This window comes from Bradyrhizobium cosmicum (assembly GCF_032290525.1).
Classification (GTDB): domain Bacteria; phylum Pseudomonadota; class Alphaproteobacteria; order Rhizobiales; family Xanthobacteraceae; genus Bradyrhizobium; species Bradyrhizobium cosmicum_A.
On the sequence record NZ_JASXTA010000001.1, the window covers coordinates 332,670 to 348,302 of the forward strand.

General features: G+C 64.9%; 17 protein-coding genes. 12 read left to right on the plus strand and 5 right to left on the minus strand.

The window, feature by feature from the left end:
• Positions 1 to 49: 49 nt before the first annotated feature.
• The 9 genes from QSV46_RS01505 (at position 50) to QSV46_RS01545 (ending at position 9,392) form a co-directional block, all read left to right on the plus strand.
• Positions 50 to 2,341, plus strand: a complete 2,292-nt coding sequence (locus QSV46_RS01505) for a xanthine dehydrogenase family protein molybdopterin-binding subunit (RefSeq protein ID WP_314945314.1) — start codon at positions 50 to 52, stop codon at positions 2,339 to 2,341.
• Complete coding sequence (locus QSV46_RS01510) at positions 2,338 to 3,174, plus strand: FAD binding domain-containing protein (RefSeq protein ID WP_314945316.1); 837 nt, start codon at positions 2,338 to 2,340, stop codon at positions 3,172 to 3,174. The genes QSV46_RS01505 and QSV46_RS01510 overlap by 4 nt, the downstream gene beginning before the upstream one ends.
• Positions 3,171 to 4,355: a xanthine dehydrogenase family Fe-S subunit gene (locus QSV46_RS01515; protein ID WP_314945319.1), complete on the plus strand. Its 1,185-nt coding sequence runs from the start codon at positions 3,171 to 3,173 to the stop codon at positions 4,353 to 4,355. Before QSV46_RS01510 ends, QSV46_RS01515 begins: the two co-directional genes overlap by 4 nt.
• Positions 4,356 to 4,437: 82 nt before the next feature.
• On the plus strand, positions 4,438 to 5,592 hold the full coding sequence (locus QSV46_RS01520) for an ABC transporter substrate-binding protein (RefSeq protein WP_314945322.1): 1,155 nt from the start codon (positions 4,438 to 4,440) through the stop codon (positions 5,590 to 5,592).
• A 65-nt stretch (positions 5,593 to 5,657) separates the two neighbouring features.
• A complete protein-coding gene (locus QSV46_RS01525; RefSeq protein ID WP_314945324.1) occupies positions 5,658 to 6,530 on the plus strand; it encodes a branched-chain amino acid ABC transporter permease in 873 nt (290 codons plus the stop codon).
• Positions 6,527 to 7,573, plus strand: coding sequence for a branched-chain amino acid ABC transporter permease (locus QSV46_RS01530; protein ID WP_314945326.1), 1,047 nt, complete (start codon positions 6,527 to 6,529; stop codon positions 7,571 to 7,573). The genes QSV46_RS01525 and QSV46_RS01530 overlap by 4 nt, the downstream gene beginning before the upstream one ends.
• Complete coding sequence (locus tag QSV46_RS01535) at positions 7,573 to 8,355, plus strand: ABC transporter ATP-binding protein (RefSeq protein ID WP_314945329.1); 783 nt, start codon at positions 7,573 to 7,575, stop codon at positions 8,353 to 8,355. The genes QSV46_RS01530 and QSV46_RS01535 overlap by 1 nt, the downstream gene beginning before the upstream one ends.
• Positions 8,348 to 9,052 carry an ABC transporter ATP-binding protein gene (locus tag QSV46_RS01540; protein WP_314945332.1) on the plus strand — a complete coding sequence of 235 codons (705 nt, stop codon included), beginning with the start codon at positions 8,348 to 8,350 and terminating at the stop codon, positions 9,050 to 9,052. The genes QSV46_RS01535 and QSV46_RS01540 overlap by 8 nt, the downstream gene beginning before the upstream one ends.
• Positions 9,024 to 9,392 carry a Rieske (2Fe-2S) protein gene (locus QSV46_RS01545; protein WP_314945334.1) on the plus strand — a complete coding sequence of 123 codons (369 nt, stop codon included), beginning with the start codon at positions 9,024 to 9,026 and terminating at the stop codon, positions 9,390 to 9,392. The genes QSV46_RS01540 and QSV46_RS01545 overlap by 29 nt, the downstream gene beginning before the upstream one ends.
• On the opposite strand, the gene QSV46_RS01550 is transcribed toward QSV46_RS01545, so the two are convergent.
• From QSV46_RS01550 to QSV46_RS01565, 4 genes are all read right to left on the minus strand, one after another.
• Complete coding sequence (locus QSV46_RS01550) at positions 9,292 to 9,528, minus strand: hypothetical protein (RefSeq protein ID WP_314946495.1); 237 nt, start codon at positions 9,526 to 9,528, stop codon at positions 9,292 to 9,294. The genes QSV46_RS01545 and QSV46_RS01550 overlap by 101 nt on opposite strands.
• A gap of 99 nt (positions 9,529 to 9,627) precedes the next feature.
• The gene (locus QSV46_RS01555) at positions 9,628 to 10,053 is read right to left on the minus strand and encodes a YybH family protein (protein WP_314945337.1); all 426 of its coding nucleotides are present in this window, start codon (positions 10,051 to 10,053) and stop codon (positions 9,628 to 9,630) included.
• Positions 10,054 to 10,478: 425 nt separating this feature from the next.
• The gene (locus QSV46_RS01560; RefSeq protein ID WP_314945339.1) at positions 10,479 to 10,601 is read right to left on the minus strand and encodes a hypothetical protein; all 123 of its coding nucleotides are present in this window, start codon (positions 10,599 to 10,601) and stop codon (positions 10,479 to 10,481) included.
• 101 nt (positions 10,602 to 10,702) lie between these two features.
• Positions 10,703 to 10,939 carry a hypothetical protein gene (locus QSV46_RS01565; protein ID WP_314945341.1) on the minus strand — a complete coding sequence of 79 codons (237 nt, stop codon included), beginning with the start codon at positions 10,937 to 10,939 and terminating at the stop codon, positions 10,703 to 10,705.
• A gap of 129 nt (positions 10,940 to 11,068) precedes the next feature.
• Between QSV46_RS01565 and QSV46_RS01570 the strand changes: the two genes are divergently transcribed.
• Both QSV46_RS01570 and QSV46_RS01575 read left to right on the plus strand, forming a co-directional pair.
• Positions 11,069 to 11,362, plus strand: a complete 294-nt coding sequence (locus QSV46_RS01570) for a hypothetical protein (protein ID WP_314945343.1) — start codon at positions 11,069 to 11,071, stop codon at positions 11,360 to 11,362.
• A gap of 69 nt (positions 11,363 to 11,431) precedes the next feature.
• On the plus strand, positions 11,432 to 12,721 hold the full coding sequence (locus QSV46_RS01575) for a c-type cytochrome (protein ID WP_314945345.1): 1,290 nt from the start codon (positions 11,432 to 11,434) through the stop codon (positions 12,719 to 12,721).
• Positions 12,722 to 12,755: 34 nt separating this feature from the next.
• On the opposite strand, the gene QSV46_RS01580 is transcribed toward QSV46_RS01575, so the two are convergent.
• Complete coding sequence (locus QSV46_RS01580; protein WP_314946446.1) at positions 12,756 to 14,726, minus strand: 4Fe-4S binding protein; 1,971 nt, start codon at positions 14,724 to 14,726, stop codon at positions 12,756 to 12,758.
• 135 nt (positions 14,727 to 14,861) lie between these two features.
• Between QSV46_RS01580 and QSV46_RS01585 the strand changes: the two genes are divergently transcribed.
• A complete protein-coding gene (locus tag QSV46_RS01585; RefSeq protein WP_314946447.1) occupies positions 14,862 to 15,629 on the plus strand; it encodes a biotin/lipoate--protein ligase family protein in 768 nt (255 codons plus the stop codon).
• Positions 15,630 to 15,633 lie beyond the last annotated feature (4 nt).

The window sequence follows — 15,633 nt, forward strand, 5'->3', positions numbered from 1 at the left end:
CGGGCAGGGTGTGGGCGCACGGCTGCCGCGGAAGGAGGATGACCGCCTGATGCGCGGCCGCGGCCAGTTCGTCGCCGACATCAGGCTCGCGGGCCTTCAGGATGTCGCCTTCGTGCGCAGCCCGCTGGCGCATGCGCGGATCCGCGCCATCCAGGTGCCTGAGCGCCACCGCGGCAGTGTGTTCACCGCGGCGGACCTCGTTGGCGTCAATCCGATTCGCGCGGTGTCGGCACTCTCTGGCTTCAAGATTTCGGAGCAGCCTGTGCTGGCGACCGGCAAGGTGCGTCAGGTCGGCGAGCTGGTCGCGATGTGCCTGGCGCCGACGCGAGCCGAAGCGGAGGACATCGCGGCCTCCGTGACGCTCGATCTGGAGGAGCTGCCCGCGATCTACGACATGCTGAAGGCGCGCGAGCCGGGCTCGGCGCTGGTGCACGAGCATTGGGGCGACAACATTTTCCTCGAGACGAATTACGAGGTCGACATTTCCGCCGCGCTGGATGCGCCCATCAAGGTGACGCGCGATATATCGACCGCGCGGCAATGCATGTCGCCGCTGGAAGGCCGCGGCGTGGTCGCGACCTTCGATCGCCGGCTCGATCAGCTCACGCTGCATTCGGCGGCCCAGATGCCGCACATCACGCGCAGCGGGCTTGCCGAATGCCTCGGCATGGAGGAGGGCCAGATCCGCGTCATCTCGCCCGACGTCGGCGGCGGCTTCGGTCACAAGGGGATTCTGCTGCCCGAGGAGGTCTGCCTGTCCTGGCTGACGATGCATTGCGGCCATCCGGTGCGCTGGACCGAGGATCGCCGCGAGCACCTCGTCGCCAGCTCCAATTGCCGCGAGCACCATTACAGGATCACGGTCTATGCTGACAGCGACGGAACGTTGCGCGGCATCGACTGCGAGGCGACGGTGGATTCTGGCGCGTACTCGTCCTATCCGTTCTCGGCCTGCCTCGAAGCGGCGCAGGTCGCAAGCATTCTGCCCGGTCCGTACAAGATGCCGGCCTATCGCTGCCGCACCTTCTCGGTTGCCACCAACAAATGTCCGATTCTGCCCTATCGCGGCGTGGCGCGCACCGGCGTCTGCTTCGCGCTGGAATTGATGCTCGACCTTGTTGCGGCGGAGGCCGGGCTGGAGCCGGGCGAGGTGCGGCTGCGCAATCTGGTGCAGCCGGAACAGATGCCGTTCGACAACATCACCAGGAAGCACTTTGACAGCGGCGATTATCCCGAGGCGATGCGGCGCGCGCTGGCCGCGATCGACGTTGAGGCCATTCGCGCGCGCCAACGCGAAGGCGAGGCCGACGGCCGCCGGATCGGCGTCGGCGTTTCCATCTACTGCGAGCAGGCCGCGCACGGCACCTCGGTCTATGCCGGCTGGGGCATCCCGATGGTACCGGGCCATGAGCAGGCCTCTGCGCGTCTGACGCCCGATGGCGGCCTTGAATTGCGCGTCGGCGTGCATTCGCACGGGCAGGGCATGGAGACCACGCTCGCTCAGGTCGCGCACGAGATGCTCGGCATCGACGTCGCAAAGATCCGCATCATCCTCGGCGACACCGCGATGACGCCCTATTCGACCGGCACCTGGGGCTCGCGCTCGATGGTGATGGCTGGCGGTGCGGTGGCGACCGCCTGCCGTGAGCTCGGCGAACGTGCGCGGCGGATCGGCGCCAAATTGTTGCAGCACGACCCGGCCTCCGTCGTGTTGCAGAATGGCGAGGTGCGCGGTGTCAATGGCAGCGTCAGCCTGAAGGCGATCGCCCACACCTGGTATCGCCGCCCGCAGGACCTGCCGGCCGATGTCGATCCCGGCGGGCTGGACGTGACGCAAGGTTATAAGCCGGTGCGCGACAGCGGCACCTTCAGCTATGCCGCGCATGCGGCCGTCGTCGCGGTCGACCCTGATCTCGGCGACGTCGAGATCCGCGACTACGTGATCGTCGAGGACGGCGGCGTGCTGGTCAACCCGATGGTCGTCGACGGCCAGATCTACGGCGGACTGGCGCAAGGCATCGGCACCGCGCTCTACGAGGAGATGCCGTTCGATACGTCGGGTCAGCCGCTGGCGACGACGCTGGCCGACTATCTGCTCCCCGGTGCGACCGAAGTTCCGGCGGCGCGTCTCGATCACATGGAGACGCCGTCGCCCTATACGCAGTTCGGCGTGAAGGGCATCGGCGAGGGCGGTGCGATTGCGCCGCCTGCAGCGATTGCCAACGCCGTCAACGATGCACTGCGGCCGCTCGGTGTCGAGCTGATGCGATCGCCGATCACGCCCCATCGAATCGTCGAGGCGGTGCTGGCCGCCCGCGCGGCCGAAAGGAGTGCGGCATGAAGCCCGCGCCCTTCGGCTACGAACGCCCTCGAGACCTGAATGCGGCGCTGTCGCTGCTCGCTGCGGCCGGCGGTTCGGCGAAGATCATCGCCGGCGGCCAGTCGCTCGGACCGATGCTCAATCTGCGGCTGGTACAGCCGGAGCTGCTGGTCGATATCTCCGGCCTTGCCGAGCTCAAGCGGGCCGAGCTCTCCGGCGGCGAGCTGGTGCTCGGCGCGCTGGTCACGCATGCCGACATCGAGGACGGACGCACGGCCGACGTGACCCGCGGCGCCATGCGCGCGATCGCGGCCAACATCGCCTATCGGGCGGTGCGCAACCGCGGCACGATCGGCGGCTCGCTCAGCCATGCCGATCCCGCCGCGGACTGGATTTCGGCACTTGCGGCTCTGGGCGCGCGGGTCACGCTGCGTGGTCTTGCCGGGACACGGACGATGGCCGTCGAGGCGTTCGTCGTCGGTGCCCTCGAGTCAGCACTGCACGCCGGCGAGATCGTCGAGGCGGTCCATGTGCCGGCGCGATCGGTCTCGGCGCAGTGGGGCTATGCCAAGAGCTGCCGCAAGAGCGGCGAGTTCGCCCATGCGATCGGCGCGGTGCTGGTCGATCCGGCGGTCGCCACCGCCCGCATCGTGATCGGTGCGATCGACACGGCTCCGATCGTCCTGACCGATGCGGCCGAGCTGTTCGGCGGGCGTATCGCGGCCGACTACAAGCAGCGCTTCGACGCCCATGTCGCCGACGCGCTTCTGGCGAAGGCCGGCATCGACGACGCAGCGGAGCGCCATATCCACGTCAGCGTGTTGAAGCGTGCCGTCCAGGAGGCGGTCGCATGAACACGATCGCCCTCAACGTCAACCGGCGTGCGGTGGAGGCGCGGGCCGAGCCGCGCACCAGCCTTGCCGATTTCGTCCGCGACAAGCTCGATCTGACCGGCACGCATCTCGGTTGCGAGCACGGCGTCTGCGGCGCGTGCACCGTGCTGCTCGACGGCATGCCGGCGCGCTCCTGCATCACCTACGCGGTGGCTTGCGAGGGCGCCGATGTCACCACGATCGAAGGTCTCGACGAGGACGAGGTTACGGTCCAGCTTCGCGCCGCCTTCACGCGGGAGCATGCCTTGCAATGCGGCTACTGCACGCCCGGCATGCTGGTCTCGGCGCGCGATTTGGTGCTGCGCCTGCCGGATGCCGACGAGCGGCGCATTCGTGTCGGTCTCAGCGGCAATCTCTGCCGCTGCACCGGCTATGTCGGAATCGTGCGGGCGGTGCAGTCCGTGATCGAGGCAAGGCGCGCGCGCAACATCGCGCCGCAAGCCGGTGGTGGTCGAACCAGCCTCGGTCCGGCCGGATCGGGGCGAGCGACGTCCAGCCCAAGCGAGCCGCGGCCCGCACGGCAGGCGTCAGCGCCGCCATCGGAGAGTGCGGCACCGGGCCGAATTCCGGACTTCACGCCCGCGACCGTCCTCGACCAGCACTTCGTGCTGCCGCACGCGCCGGCAAAGGTGTTCGCGATGTTCGACGATATCGCTGCCATCGCGGCCTGCCTTCCCGGCGTCGCGCTGACGGCACCGCCAAGGCCCGAGCGCGTCGAAGGTTCGATCCGCGTCAGGCTCGGGCCGATCGCGGCGGCATTCGAGGGGGCGGCGCGCGTCGAGCCCGATCCCGCGACGCTCTCCGGCCGCATCGTCGGAGTCGGCGCGGACCGGCGCAGCCATTCGGCGACGCAGGGCGAGATTCGCTATCGCCTCGTGCCGATCGAAGACGGCACGGCGACCGCCGTGGAGCTGTCGATCGGCTACACGCTCACGGGAATGCTGGCCCAGATCGGTCGTCCCGGCCTGGTGCGAGATCTCGCCAGACGGCTGGTTGCGGAGTTTGCAGGCAATCTCGATCGCCACATGTCGGGTGGGACGCCGCGAGAGGCCGCTCCGGAGCTCAGTGGCTGGTCGATCGTCTCTGACATTTTGCGTGCCCGGATCGCGCGCTTCCTTGGCCGTCGGGGCGAACCGGGATGACGGATCGGTGTGTTCGCGCACCGCGGAGTGACGAAGCCTGGACTGCCATGAAGATCAACAGCGTGGGATTTGGAGAGACAACATGACACGAGCACTCGGATTTATTCCGGCAATCGCGCTGGCGACGGCCTTGTTCGGTGGCGCAGCAGGGGCGCAGACCATCAAGATCGGCGTCAACGAGCCGCTCACCGGCGCGTTCGCGGCGTCCGGCACCTACGTCGTCAATGGCGCCAAGATCGCCGCCGACGAGATCAACGCCAAGGGCGGTATCCTCGGCAAGAAGATCGAATTGGTGATCGAAGACAACAAGAGCAACCCGACCGAAGCCGCCGCCGTCGCCGAAAAACTCATCACCAGTGACAAGGTGCCGGTGCTGATGGGCGCCTGGGGCTCGAGCCTGACGCTCGCCGTGATGCCGAAGCTGATGGAATATGAGACGGCGATGGTGGTGGAGACCTCGTCCTCGGGCAAGATCACGACATCAGGCAATCCCTTCATTTTTCGCATCTCGCCGCCCTCGGCGGTCGAGGCGGCGGCGTTCAAGAGCATCGTCGACAAGCTCGCTCTGAAGAAGGTCGACTTCCTCGTCATCAACAACGATTGGGGGCGCGGCACCGCCGAGGACTTCAGCAAGATGATGAAGGACAAGGGCATCAGCGTCGGCCTGGTCGAGACCATGGACCAGGGCGCGCAGGACATGAGCGCCCAGCTCTCCAAGATCAAGAGCTCGGATTCCGAGACGGTCATCGTCACGACCGCGGTCGATCAGCTGACGCTGATCTTCAAGCAGGCTGCCGCGCTGGGACTGAAGAAGCGCATCATTACCACGGGCGGCTCGCAGAATCCGGACCAGATCATCGCCCAGGCCGGGGCTGCCGCCAACGGCACCATGCACCTGACGACCTTCCTGCCGTGGTTCCCCGACAAAACGCCGAACCCGGAGGCGACCAACTACTTCATCTCGGAATGGAAGAAGCGCGGCTTCGAGTTCGCCGGCTGCACCGAGAGCTTCCGCGGCTATGACGGCATCCGCACCGTGGCAGCGGCGATCGAGAAGGCCGGCAAGGCCGAGCCGGCGGCGATCAAGGCCGCGTTCTGGGACATCAAGGTGAAGGGACTCAACGGCGACATCGTGTTCCGCAAGTCCGGCCCGGAAGGCAAGGAGAGCGGGCAGAGCCAGCCGAACGTCTATCTCATTGAGATCAACGACGGCAAGGTCGAGATGAAGACGCTCTGACGTCGCTGAAGTCCCGGGCGAGGGCCGTGGCCCTCGCTCACGCGCAGATCATTCGGGAATAGCCCTTGAGCGAGTTTCTCCAGCATCTGATCAACATGCTCGTGCTCGGCGGCACCTATGCGCTGCTCGGCATCGGGCTCACATTGATCTTCGGCATCATGAACGTCGTCAATTTCACGCACGGTGTGCTGTACACCTTCGGCGCCTACGTCATGTTCATGGTGGTGCAGCAGCTCGGGCTGAACTTCTTTATCGCGCTTCCCGTGGCCGTGCTGGCCGGATGGCTGTTGGGGGCGGCCATCGAGCTGACATTGTTGCGGCCGCTGCGGGGCTCCGACATCGACACCACCATGCTGGTGATGATCGGCGCCTGGATCGCGATGCAGTCTGGTACGCTGTGGATCTGGGGTGGCGTCGCGAAATCGGTGGCGACGCCCTTTCCGGAAGCGCCCCTGGTGCTCGGACCGGTGTCGGTGTCCTGGCTGCGCCTGTTCGTGCTCGCCGCAGCGGCATTGTTGATTCTGGTGACGTACCTCCTGATCAACAGGACGAGCCTCGGCCGTGCGATGCGGGCGACGTTCCAGGACCACGACACGGCATCGCTGATGGGCGTCAATGTCGACATGATCTACACTTCGACCTTCGCGATCGGGTCCAGCCTTGCGGCGGCCGCAGGGGCTCTGCTCGGGCCGGTTTACGTGATCTTCCCGCAAATGGGCGATCTTGCCGCGGTCAAGGCCTTCGCCATCGTCATCCTCGGCGGTCTCGGCAATATCACCGGCGCCGTGATCGGCGGCTTCATCCTGGCGCTCGCCGAGGAGCTCGGCGCGGGCTACGTCTCCTCCGGCTATCGCGATGCCATGGGTTTCGTAATCATCATCGCTGTCCTGATCTTCAAGCCAACCGGCCTGTTCGCGCGCGCGGAGCGCGTCGGATGAGGGTCGTCCTCACCATTCTCGCCGTCGCGGCCCTTGCCTCGGTGCCGCTCTGGCTGCGCGATCCCTATCTCCTGAACGCGCTGATCACCACCGGAATCTTCGTCATTGGCGCGATGAGCCTCAATCTGCTGCTCGGCTTCACCGGCCAGCTCAGTCTCGGTCACATCGCCTTCTTCGGCATCGGCGCTTATGTCAGCGCGTTGACATCGCTCGGCTTTGATGTCGGCCTGCCCGGCGGCTTGCGCGTCGCCCACGAGCCCTGGCCGCCCATCGTGGGATTCGTACTCGCGATCCTGGCTGCCGGATTGTGCGGCTATTTCGTCGGGCTGCTCTCGTTCCGGGTTCGCGGCGCGTACTTCGTCATCGTGACGATCTCCTTCGCCGAGGTTGTGAGGCTGGTTGCGTTGAACTGGGTCGAGCTGACGCAAGGGCCACTGGCGCTGACCAACATTCCCTCCATCGCGCTGCCATTGCCCGGCCTCGGCGAGCTGACGCTGCGCACGAAGTTGCAAAACTACTATCTCGTGCTGGTCGTAGCCCTCATCGCCTATCTCCTAATCGCACGCCTCGTTCATTCGCATTTCGGCCGCGCGATGCGCGGGCTGATGGAAAACGAGACGCTGGCGGTCTCCGTCGGCATCGACGTGACCAGGACGCTGACGCTGGCGGCGGTGATCTCGGCTGCGATTGCCGGGGCGGCCGGCAGTCTCTATGCGCATTACATCCGGATCATCGATCCCGAAGTGTTTGCCTTCATCAACACCGTCACCATGGTGATCATGGTGATCAGCGGCGGCAAGGGCTCACTGGCCGGTCCCGTCGTCGGCGGCCTGATCTTCGGGCTGCTCCCGGTCGCGCTGCGGCCGGTCATGGCCCCGGAAGCGCAGTGGATCGCCTATGGCGGCGTGCTCATCGCCATCCTGTTCGTGCTGCCGCGCGGTATCGTGCCCTCGCTCGCACAGCGATTTCGCAGGAGACGGAGCGTGACGCCGGCACTGGCTCCGGTGGCCCTCACCGAGACCGGCGTTAAGGAGCGGGCGTGATGACGGCGCGCAGCGTTGCCATGACGATCGAGCGGATCGCCGTCCGCTTCGGCGGGCTGGTCGCGATCTCCGACATGAGTTTTACCGTCGGGGAGGGCGAGATCGTCAGCCTGATCGGGCCGAACGGTGCCGGCAAGACCACCGCCTTCAACGTCATGACTGGCTTTCTGGAACCGAGCGCGGGTCGCGTCATCTATCGTGACACCGCGCTCAACGGGTTGAAGCCGCATGAGATCGCGGATCTCGGCCTGATCCGGACGTTCCAGCGCACCAGCGTGTTTCCGAACGACACGGTCTACGACAATCTCTTGATCGGCCTGCATCGTCAGGGCCGGGTCGGACTGTTTGATGCCATCCTCGGGCTGCCCAGCGCGCGTGCCTCGGAGCGCAAGCTGCGCCAGCGTGCGAGCGAGCTGATCGAATGGGTCGGTCTCGAACGTCGTGCCCACGATGCGGCCGGCTCGCTCTCCTATGGTGAGCAGCGTCTCGTCGGTGTCGCGCTGGCGGTTGCGGCGGAGCCCTCAATGCTGCTGCTCGACGAGCCGGTCTCGGGCATGAATGCCTCGGAGACGCACCGGTTTGTCGAGCTGATCCGTGGCATCCGTGACCGCGGCGTCACCATCCTGCTGGTCGAGCACGACATGCCGATGGTGATGGCAGTCTCGGACCGCATCGTGGTGCTCAACTACGGCCGCATCATCGCGGAAGGGACGCCTGGTGTGATCCGCAACGATCCCGCCGTGATCGAAGCCTATCTCGGACATGGAGCGGCACGTGCTTGAGATCCGCGACATAGTCTGCGGCTATGGCGGCGTCACCGCGCTGCGCGGCATCTCGCTGGACGTGAAGGCCGGGCAGCTTGTCGCTCTGATCGGCGCCAACGGCGCCGGCAAGAGCACGACGCTGCGCGCCATCTCGGGCCTAGTGCCGCCGCGCTCGGGCCAGATGTGGTTTGAGGGCACCGACATCACCGGCGCCAAGCCGCCGCGCGTGCTGGCCAGCGGCATTGCGCATTGTCCGGAAGGCCGGCGGGTGTTTCCGCATATGAGCGTCGAGGAAAATCTCGACATGGGGGCTTACCTCCGTCGCGGTTCGGGCGAGATCGTGGCCGATCGCGAACGCATCTACACGGAATTTCCGCGGCTCGCCGAGCGGCGCCGGCAGGCGGCGGGCACGCTGTCCGGCGGTGAGCAGCAGATGCTTGCGATCGGACGTGCGCTGATGTCGCGGCCGCGGCTGATCATGTTCGACGAGCCGTCGCTCGGGCTTGCCCCCAACATCGTCGAGCGGACTTTTGCGATCATCCGCGGCATCCGCGATGCCGGCACCACGGTGCTGCTGGTCGAGCAGAATGCGTTCGCCGCGCTCGAGATGTGCGACCACGCTTATCTCCTTGAGAACGGCCGCATCGTCCTGTCCGGCGCCGGCGCCGAGCTGATCGAGAACGAACATGTGCGAAAAGCCTATCTCGGTGGATGATCCCTCAGTCCGCCCGGAACAGGGCTGGATTGCGGTCTGCGATCTCAGCCGATTGAAGGCAGAGACGATCGTCCGCGTTACAGGCCTCGACATGCTCGTGATCTGGAACGAGGGCGATGTCGTCGCGTGCGAGCGCGCATGTCCGCACGAACAGGCGGATCTCGGACTTGGGCGGGTGACGGCGGGGCGGCTGCTGTGCCCGCGCCATGCGGCATCGTTCGATTTGCGCGACGGGGCGATCACTGCGGGATGGCCGAGTCCGCCGTTGCGGCTCTATCCGGTGCGAGTGACGGGGGAGCAGATATGGATTGATGCAGGGGCGAGACGGTCGAAGCGATGATGGCGTTATGCCGCCGCGGTGGTGCTGAAGGTGGCGGCGTGACGACGGCCCGGATCTCATGAATTTCACCGAGGCCGGCGCGCTCGGTCGCCGCGGCCGATATCGGCGTGCCGATCACGTCGACGTCACCGATCATGCTAGACACCGCGTCTGGCGCAACATGATGGTGGCAGTGATCGGGCGGCCAGGCCTCGCCGGCTCGCGGATTCCCGGTCCGCCTCAAGGCCGAACGATGCTACTTGCCCTCGTTCCAGATGTCGGTGGCGAGCTGCCAATCACTTCCGACCTTTTCCCAAACCACGACATATTTTCCAGTCACTTCCTGTGGTGTCGGTCCCTTGGTCTTCAGCACGAAGGTGCCGATCTCGCGCGCCGCGGTAGGGCCAAGCGGCTTAACGTCAACAGTGGTAAGTTTCGGATCGCCAACTTGCTCCGCCATGCCTTTCCACATCGTCTCGATGGCTGCTCGGCCCTGCACCATCGCAGAGCCGGGCGGGAATGCGGTCGCATCCGTGCTGTAGAGTGACCCAATTCCAGAGAAGTCGCCCTTGTTGAACATTTCAATCCATTTCGCGTTGATCGCTTCAATTTCGGCCTTCTGAGCCGATGCTAGGGCGGTCAACGAAATCATGAATGCGATCACCAGTGCTATGCTGCGCATGATCATCTCCAATTCTGATGTAGATACGAATGCGGGCGACAATTGTCCTGACGTCGAGTGGATGCGCTGAACGCCGCATTCCAGAGCGCGTTCGGCGCAACAGCAATCCGGGGGACTACCGTCAACAACATTGACAGGTCCGAGCTAGGCCGCACCGGGTGCGATAAAAGCGACGAGGTTGATTGCTCGTTATCAAAGGCTCGCCGATAGAGTGACACGCCGCAAGCTACCGCTCCGAAGAGCTTTCCCATGTTGCTGGACGTCGAGGTTGCTCAGGGGGAGAAGGGCTACCCTTGATTTGCCTGATCGCATTCCGCCTTTGGCGCGGTCAATGCTCAAACAACTGATCCAAGTCGCGCCCCATCTAGTGGAGATAGCAGCCCAGCATCAAGCGGCCGCCGCGGCGCCTGTTGCGGCGGGCGATCTTACAAGCGCACACCGGTTGTAGCAAACGCCTGGGCGACGGGCTCCTGCACCCGATCCAAGAGTGCCATTGCTGCAATTGCGATCACAATGGCTGCAGCGCACCCGAGCAGAAAAGCCTTCATGTTTAAACTCCATCACTTACAAGCTGCACTATCCTACGATGCCGCTTCCTGCGAGCTACTGTGGCGAACGATCTCAATCTCGGCCGCAGTTGCTGCCGGGTCTAGGGGCTCTTGAAAACCGGGTCGATCGAAAATGCATCGCTCATCAACCCCAGTGATTGAAGGTAGGCGCTGTGCAAGTCCACTTCCAATATGGCGAGGAGCAGCATGAGCACAACAACCGTGAAAGCGAGCAGAGGCGAGGCTTCTCTGGAAGCGGGCTCTGGAGCGATCAAGAACACGCGCATGGCGCGAAGCCATGAGATCATCCGCAGCAATGGCCTCGATTGCCCCAGCATGCCCTCTTCCTTGACATGACGAGCAAAAAGTAAAACTAGGACTCGCGCTGCCGCGATTCAAGGGAAGATTGCCGACGATGGGCGAACTGACGCAGTGCGCTTCGAGGAACGGATATCGATCCTTCCTCGTTGAAGCTTGCGCCCCAAAAGGAGGATCTCGCCGTGAAGGCACTGACATCCATACTATGCCTGGCAGCGGTCGTGGCCTTCGATGGTGCGCTCGCCCAATCCCGTCAGACAGGCGCGCCTGCGCCACAGACCGTTCCCGAAGAGAAGGGCCAGCCGCAGCCACAGGGCTGGACCGGCCCGCTGAACACGGGTTCGGGCGGTGCGCCCGCCGAAAGTCCGCAGGGCCAGAGCCCGCCCGGGATGCAGGCTGCGCCCGAGGGCTCGTCCAAGAAAGTCGTGGCACCAGAGAAATGAGCGCGGTGCCGCGGACACTTATTTCGGGCATTCTTGACGGCATGGAGTGACCATGGCTGGCAGTGATTGATGCAATGGGCTTCGTGCGCCCGGGTTGCCGCAACCCTCCTGGAGATTGTTGCTGCGTCAGCGGCGCACGCGCAGCTTGCGGGTCACGGCGGCCCAGTCCGTGCGCTCGCCGTTTCGGCTGATGGCGACAGCCTGTTGTCGGGCAGCTTCGACACGTCCATCATCCGCTGGTCGCTTAAGACCGACGCGGCGGGCGAGGTGCTGCGGTATCATGCGGATGCCGTTAACGCCGTTGCTTTCCTGCAGGACGGCCGCATGGTCACCACGGGGGCCGACGCCCGGCTGGCGGTATGGACAGCCGGCCGGCAACAGCCTGATCAAGTCCTGGAGGGGCATACCGGTTCCGTCGTGGCAATCGCCGTGGCGTCGGACGGATCGAGCCTCGTCTCGGCCTCTTGGGACCATAGCGTGCGCCTCTGGTCCTTGGCTGATGGCGCCTCCCGGGTGTTCGAAGGTCACACGCAGAATGTGAACGGTGTGGCCTTCGCTCCAGACGGCAGGTCGCTCGTGAGCGTCGGCTATGATCGTGCGTTGTGCATCTGGCGCTTGCCCGAGGGCCGGCCTGAAACGGTAGAACTGCCGGTGCCATTGAATGTCGTCGCCATCGCGCCCGATGGCGAGATCGTTGCGGCAGGGGCCGACGGCAAGCTGCGTATGCTGACGACGGACGGAGAGCCGGCGGGGGAGGTGGCCGCTGGCTCGGCACCGATCGTCGCCTTGGCGCTTTCCGATGATGGGATGCTGATCGCCGCCGCAGGCATCGACGGCACCGTTGCCATTGTGCAGCGCAAGTCGCGGAGAGTATTGCGGGCGCTCGTGGGGCCCGGTTTCCCGGTCTGGTCGGTCGTGTTTCTGCATGATGCAGCAACGCTCGTGACCGGAGGTGCGGACGGAAAGATCCGGCGCTGGAATGTGCATAGCGGTGAGCCGGTCGGTTCGAACCTGTTCGGGACATCAGCGGATCCGTTGGCCGCCTATGCGGGCGATCATGGCGCCGATGTCTTTCGCGCTTGCGTTGCCTGCCACACGCTGTCGGCCAAGGAGCCGCAACGTGCAGGGCCAACGCTTGCCGGATTGTTCGGACGGAAAATCGCCTCGCTCCCGGGCTATCGGTTTTCCGAGGCGCTCAAGACGATGGATATCGTCTGGAGCCCCGAAACCGTCGCAAGGCTGTTTGAAGTCGGGCCCAACGCCTACACGCCGGGAACGAAGATGCCGGAGCAGCGCATCGGATTGGCCGAAGACCGCCGCGCGTTGACCGACTTCCTGGCCCGGGCGACCTCGCCATAGGCGAGGCCCCTAACCTGGACGAGGGAGATCGCGCCTACGTCTTGCCGTCCGGCCGGCGCAAGTAATCCTCGGTGGTTCGGGGCGGCGCGCGTTCCGGCACGCCCTCAAACGGATCGAACCGCTGTTCGCTCATCACGATCACGCGGCAATCCGCGCACATCCTGATGGCGTCGAGGCGCTTGTCGCCCGCCGGATACATCCAATGCCGGCCCTCGAGCTTGACCGCGATGCGATCAATCGTGCTCTTCACGCCGAATGCCGTGCCGCAGCGGATGCAAAGGGCAGGCTCTTCCTCTTTGATCACAATCGCGGGCGCGCGGCCTGCGCGGAAATCGATCTGGGGCTTCAGCGTGATGACCTTCTCGGGACAGGTGCTCTGGCAGAGACCGCATTGCACGCAGGCATCTTCGACGAATTTGAGCACTGGACGGTCGGGATCGTCGCGGAGCGCGCCCGTGGGGCAGACGGAAACGCAGGACAGGCACAGCGTGCATCCACCGGTATCGACGCTCACTGCGCCAATCGGAGCGCCTTGAGGCAAGGCAATGACGTCGACCGGCTTCGGCGCGAGCCGATGCAGTTCGCTCAACGCGAAGCGAAGCAGGTCGCGCCGCTTGCCGACGGTCTTGAACGTCGCAGGCATCTTCACCGCAGCAACCCGCTCGATGTCTCTCAGTTGCTCCAGCATTGAATCCGGATCGTCAGTTTCGATCGCGGTAACCCGGCGCTCTCCAAATCCGAGGCCCGCAAGGATGGTCTCCGCCATGTTGATCGTTTGGGTCAGTCCAGTCACGTCATGCCGCGGCTTGCCGCGTAGCAAAAACCGGAACGCGGTCGCTCCATAGGCAAATGCGCCGATGACAGCCTCAAGCCCGACCTGGGTCACCTCATTGACGGCTAGAGGAATGACCTGGGCAGGCAGGCCATTCCCGTGCCGCGCCAGCGCGTCTATCAACGGTGTGCCGTGTTGGCGGTCGTGCAGCAACAGGACGGGGTTCGATCCACCCGCCTGACGATAGGCGAGCAGCATGGCCCGGATGGTCTGAAGCTGACTGTCCGCGGGCGGCAACGCGTAGGACGCGGCGCCCGTCGGGCAGGCGGCGGCACATTGGCCGCAGCCGGCGCAAATCTCGGCGTCGATGGCCACATGATTGCCGGCTGGCGTGATCGCATTCGTCGGGCATAGATCAAGACAGCGATGGCAGCCGGTCAGGTTCGAGCGCGAATGGGCGCAAAGATCGGGCGTGAACTCGACATATTTAGGCTTATCGAAACGCCCGACCAGATCACGCGCGCTCAGGACGGCGCGGAGCATGGCGCCCGGGTCCTTGGGATCGGCCCGCAGGTAACCGTCGCGCAGATCGTGCGTCTGAAACAGCGGTCTCTCTCCCGATAGGTCAAGGACGATGTCGCAACGCGAGGTGGCGCCGTTGCGTGGAGCTTCAAAGACGTAGTGATCGCGCGAGGAGGGCTGCGGGCGAGCGTAGTCGTCGATGGTGAGCTCGAAAGCGCCAAAATGTCCTCTGGCGTTGCGGATTGTTCCCTTAATGATTGGGAAGGGCGTTGCCACAGGCGAGATGATCTCGCCCGGCTCCCTCAGCATCACCGTCACATCGAGGTGATCCGAAAGCAGCTGCCCGGCCTCGATCGCCGTCTCGTCCCTGCCATAGATCAGGATGACTCCTTCGCTGGCAAGCGTGACAAGCGGATAATCGGGCGCCTGCACGGCGCTGGCTGCGAGCAGCGCTGCCATTTTGGGGCCCGCCTGCGCGCCTTCGGTCGACCAGCCTGCCGTCTCGCGAATGTTCACGAAAGCGATGGGCGCGGAATGCTCACCGGCCTCCTCCGCAAACAAGGATTGCCGATACGTGCAGGCAACGGTCAGAGCGCCCTCTGCCATTGCGCATGCGCTAAAGTGGTCGAGCTCGGCGCCGCACAGGTGACGAAAACTCCTAATGTCGCCATTGCCGCATCCGCGCTTGATCGCGGCCATGTCAAGCCGCATCGTGTCTTCACACGAGCAAATCAGAATGGTCTTCGCTGGCTGCTCCAGGTTCATCCCTCCGAGAAGGCGACGAATGACGGGCTCGCGCCGATCCTTCGCTTCGTATAGATATTGTCAATCGGGAAAAAGGTGAAAGTGGAGGAAGGCCTGCGGTCGATCCCAACCAGCCTCGCTTCCACGGCGGAACAGATCCAATTGCCGCCGCCCTTTGCCTTGGTCCGGTTGCGCGAGAGCGGAGACGCGTTCGCCCATGCATGCTGCATTGCACCCGAAAGCGGTGCCGGCACGCTGGTCTATGTAGGGCGGTTCGACCTCGCCGAGTTCGCGGTGGTGCTGGAGCCGACCGAGCCGCTGACCACCGCACGCCGCGCCTTTTACGCCGGCATGGTCGCCCTGACCGACGCCCTGCGCGCCTATGCGCCGCCGGCCAAGGAGGTTGCGATCGGTTGGCCCGATGCGGTGAGGATTGACGGTGGACTCGTCGGAGGGGGACGGCTTGGCTGGCCCGCATCCGCGGACGAGGATGAACCGCCGGGCTGGCTCGTATTCGGGGCCATGATCCGGACGGTCATGATGAACGATCGTGATCCCGGTGTTCGCCCGCTTGCCGCCGCCCTCGATGAGGAAGGGTTCGGCGAGGCCGGCGCAGTGCAGATGACAGAGAGCTTTGCGCGGCACCTGATGCGGGCGATCGACAGTTGGCAGGTCGATGGATTTGACAGCGTTGCGCGCGAATATCTCAGCCGTATCCCTCGCGAGCCGCAAACGCTTCGACGCATCGATGATCGCGGCGATCTGTTCACGCGCCGCACGGGGCGTGATGCGACCGAGCGGGCAAACCTCGTGGACGCTCTGGCCTCGCCGTCCTGGCTTGATCCGACGCTTGGAGGGCCGAGGCGGTGAAAAA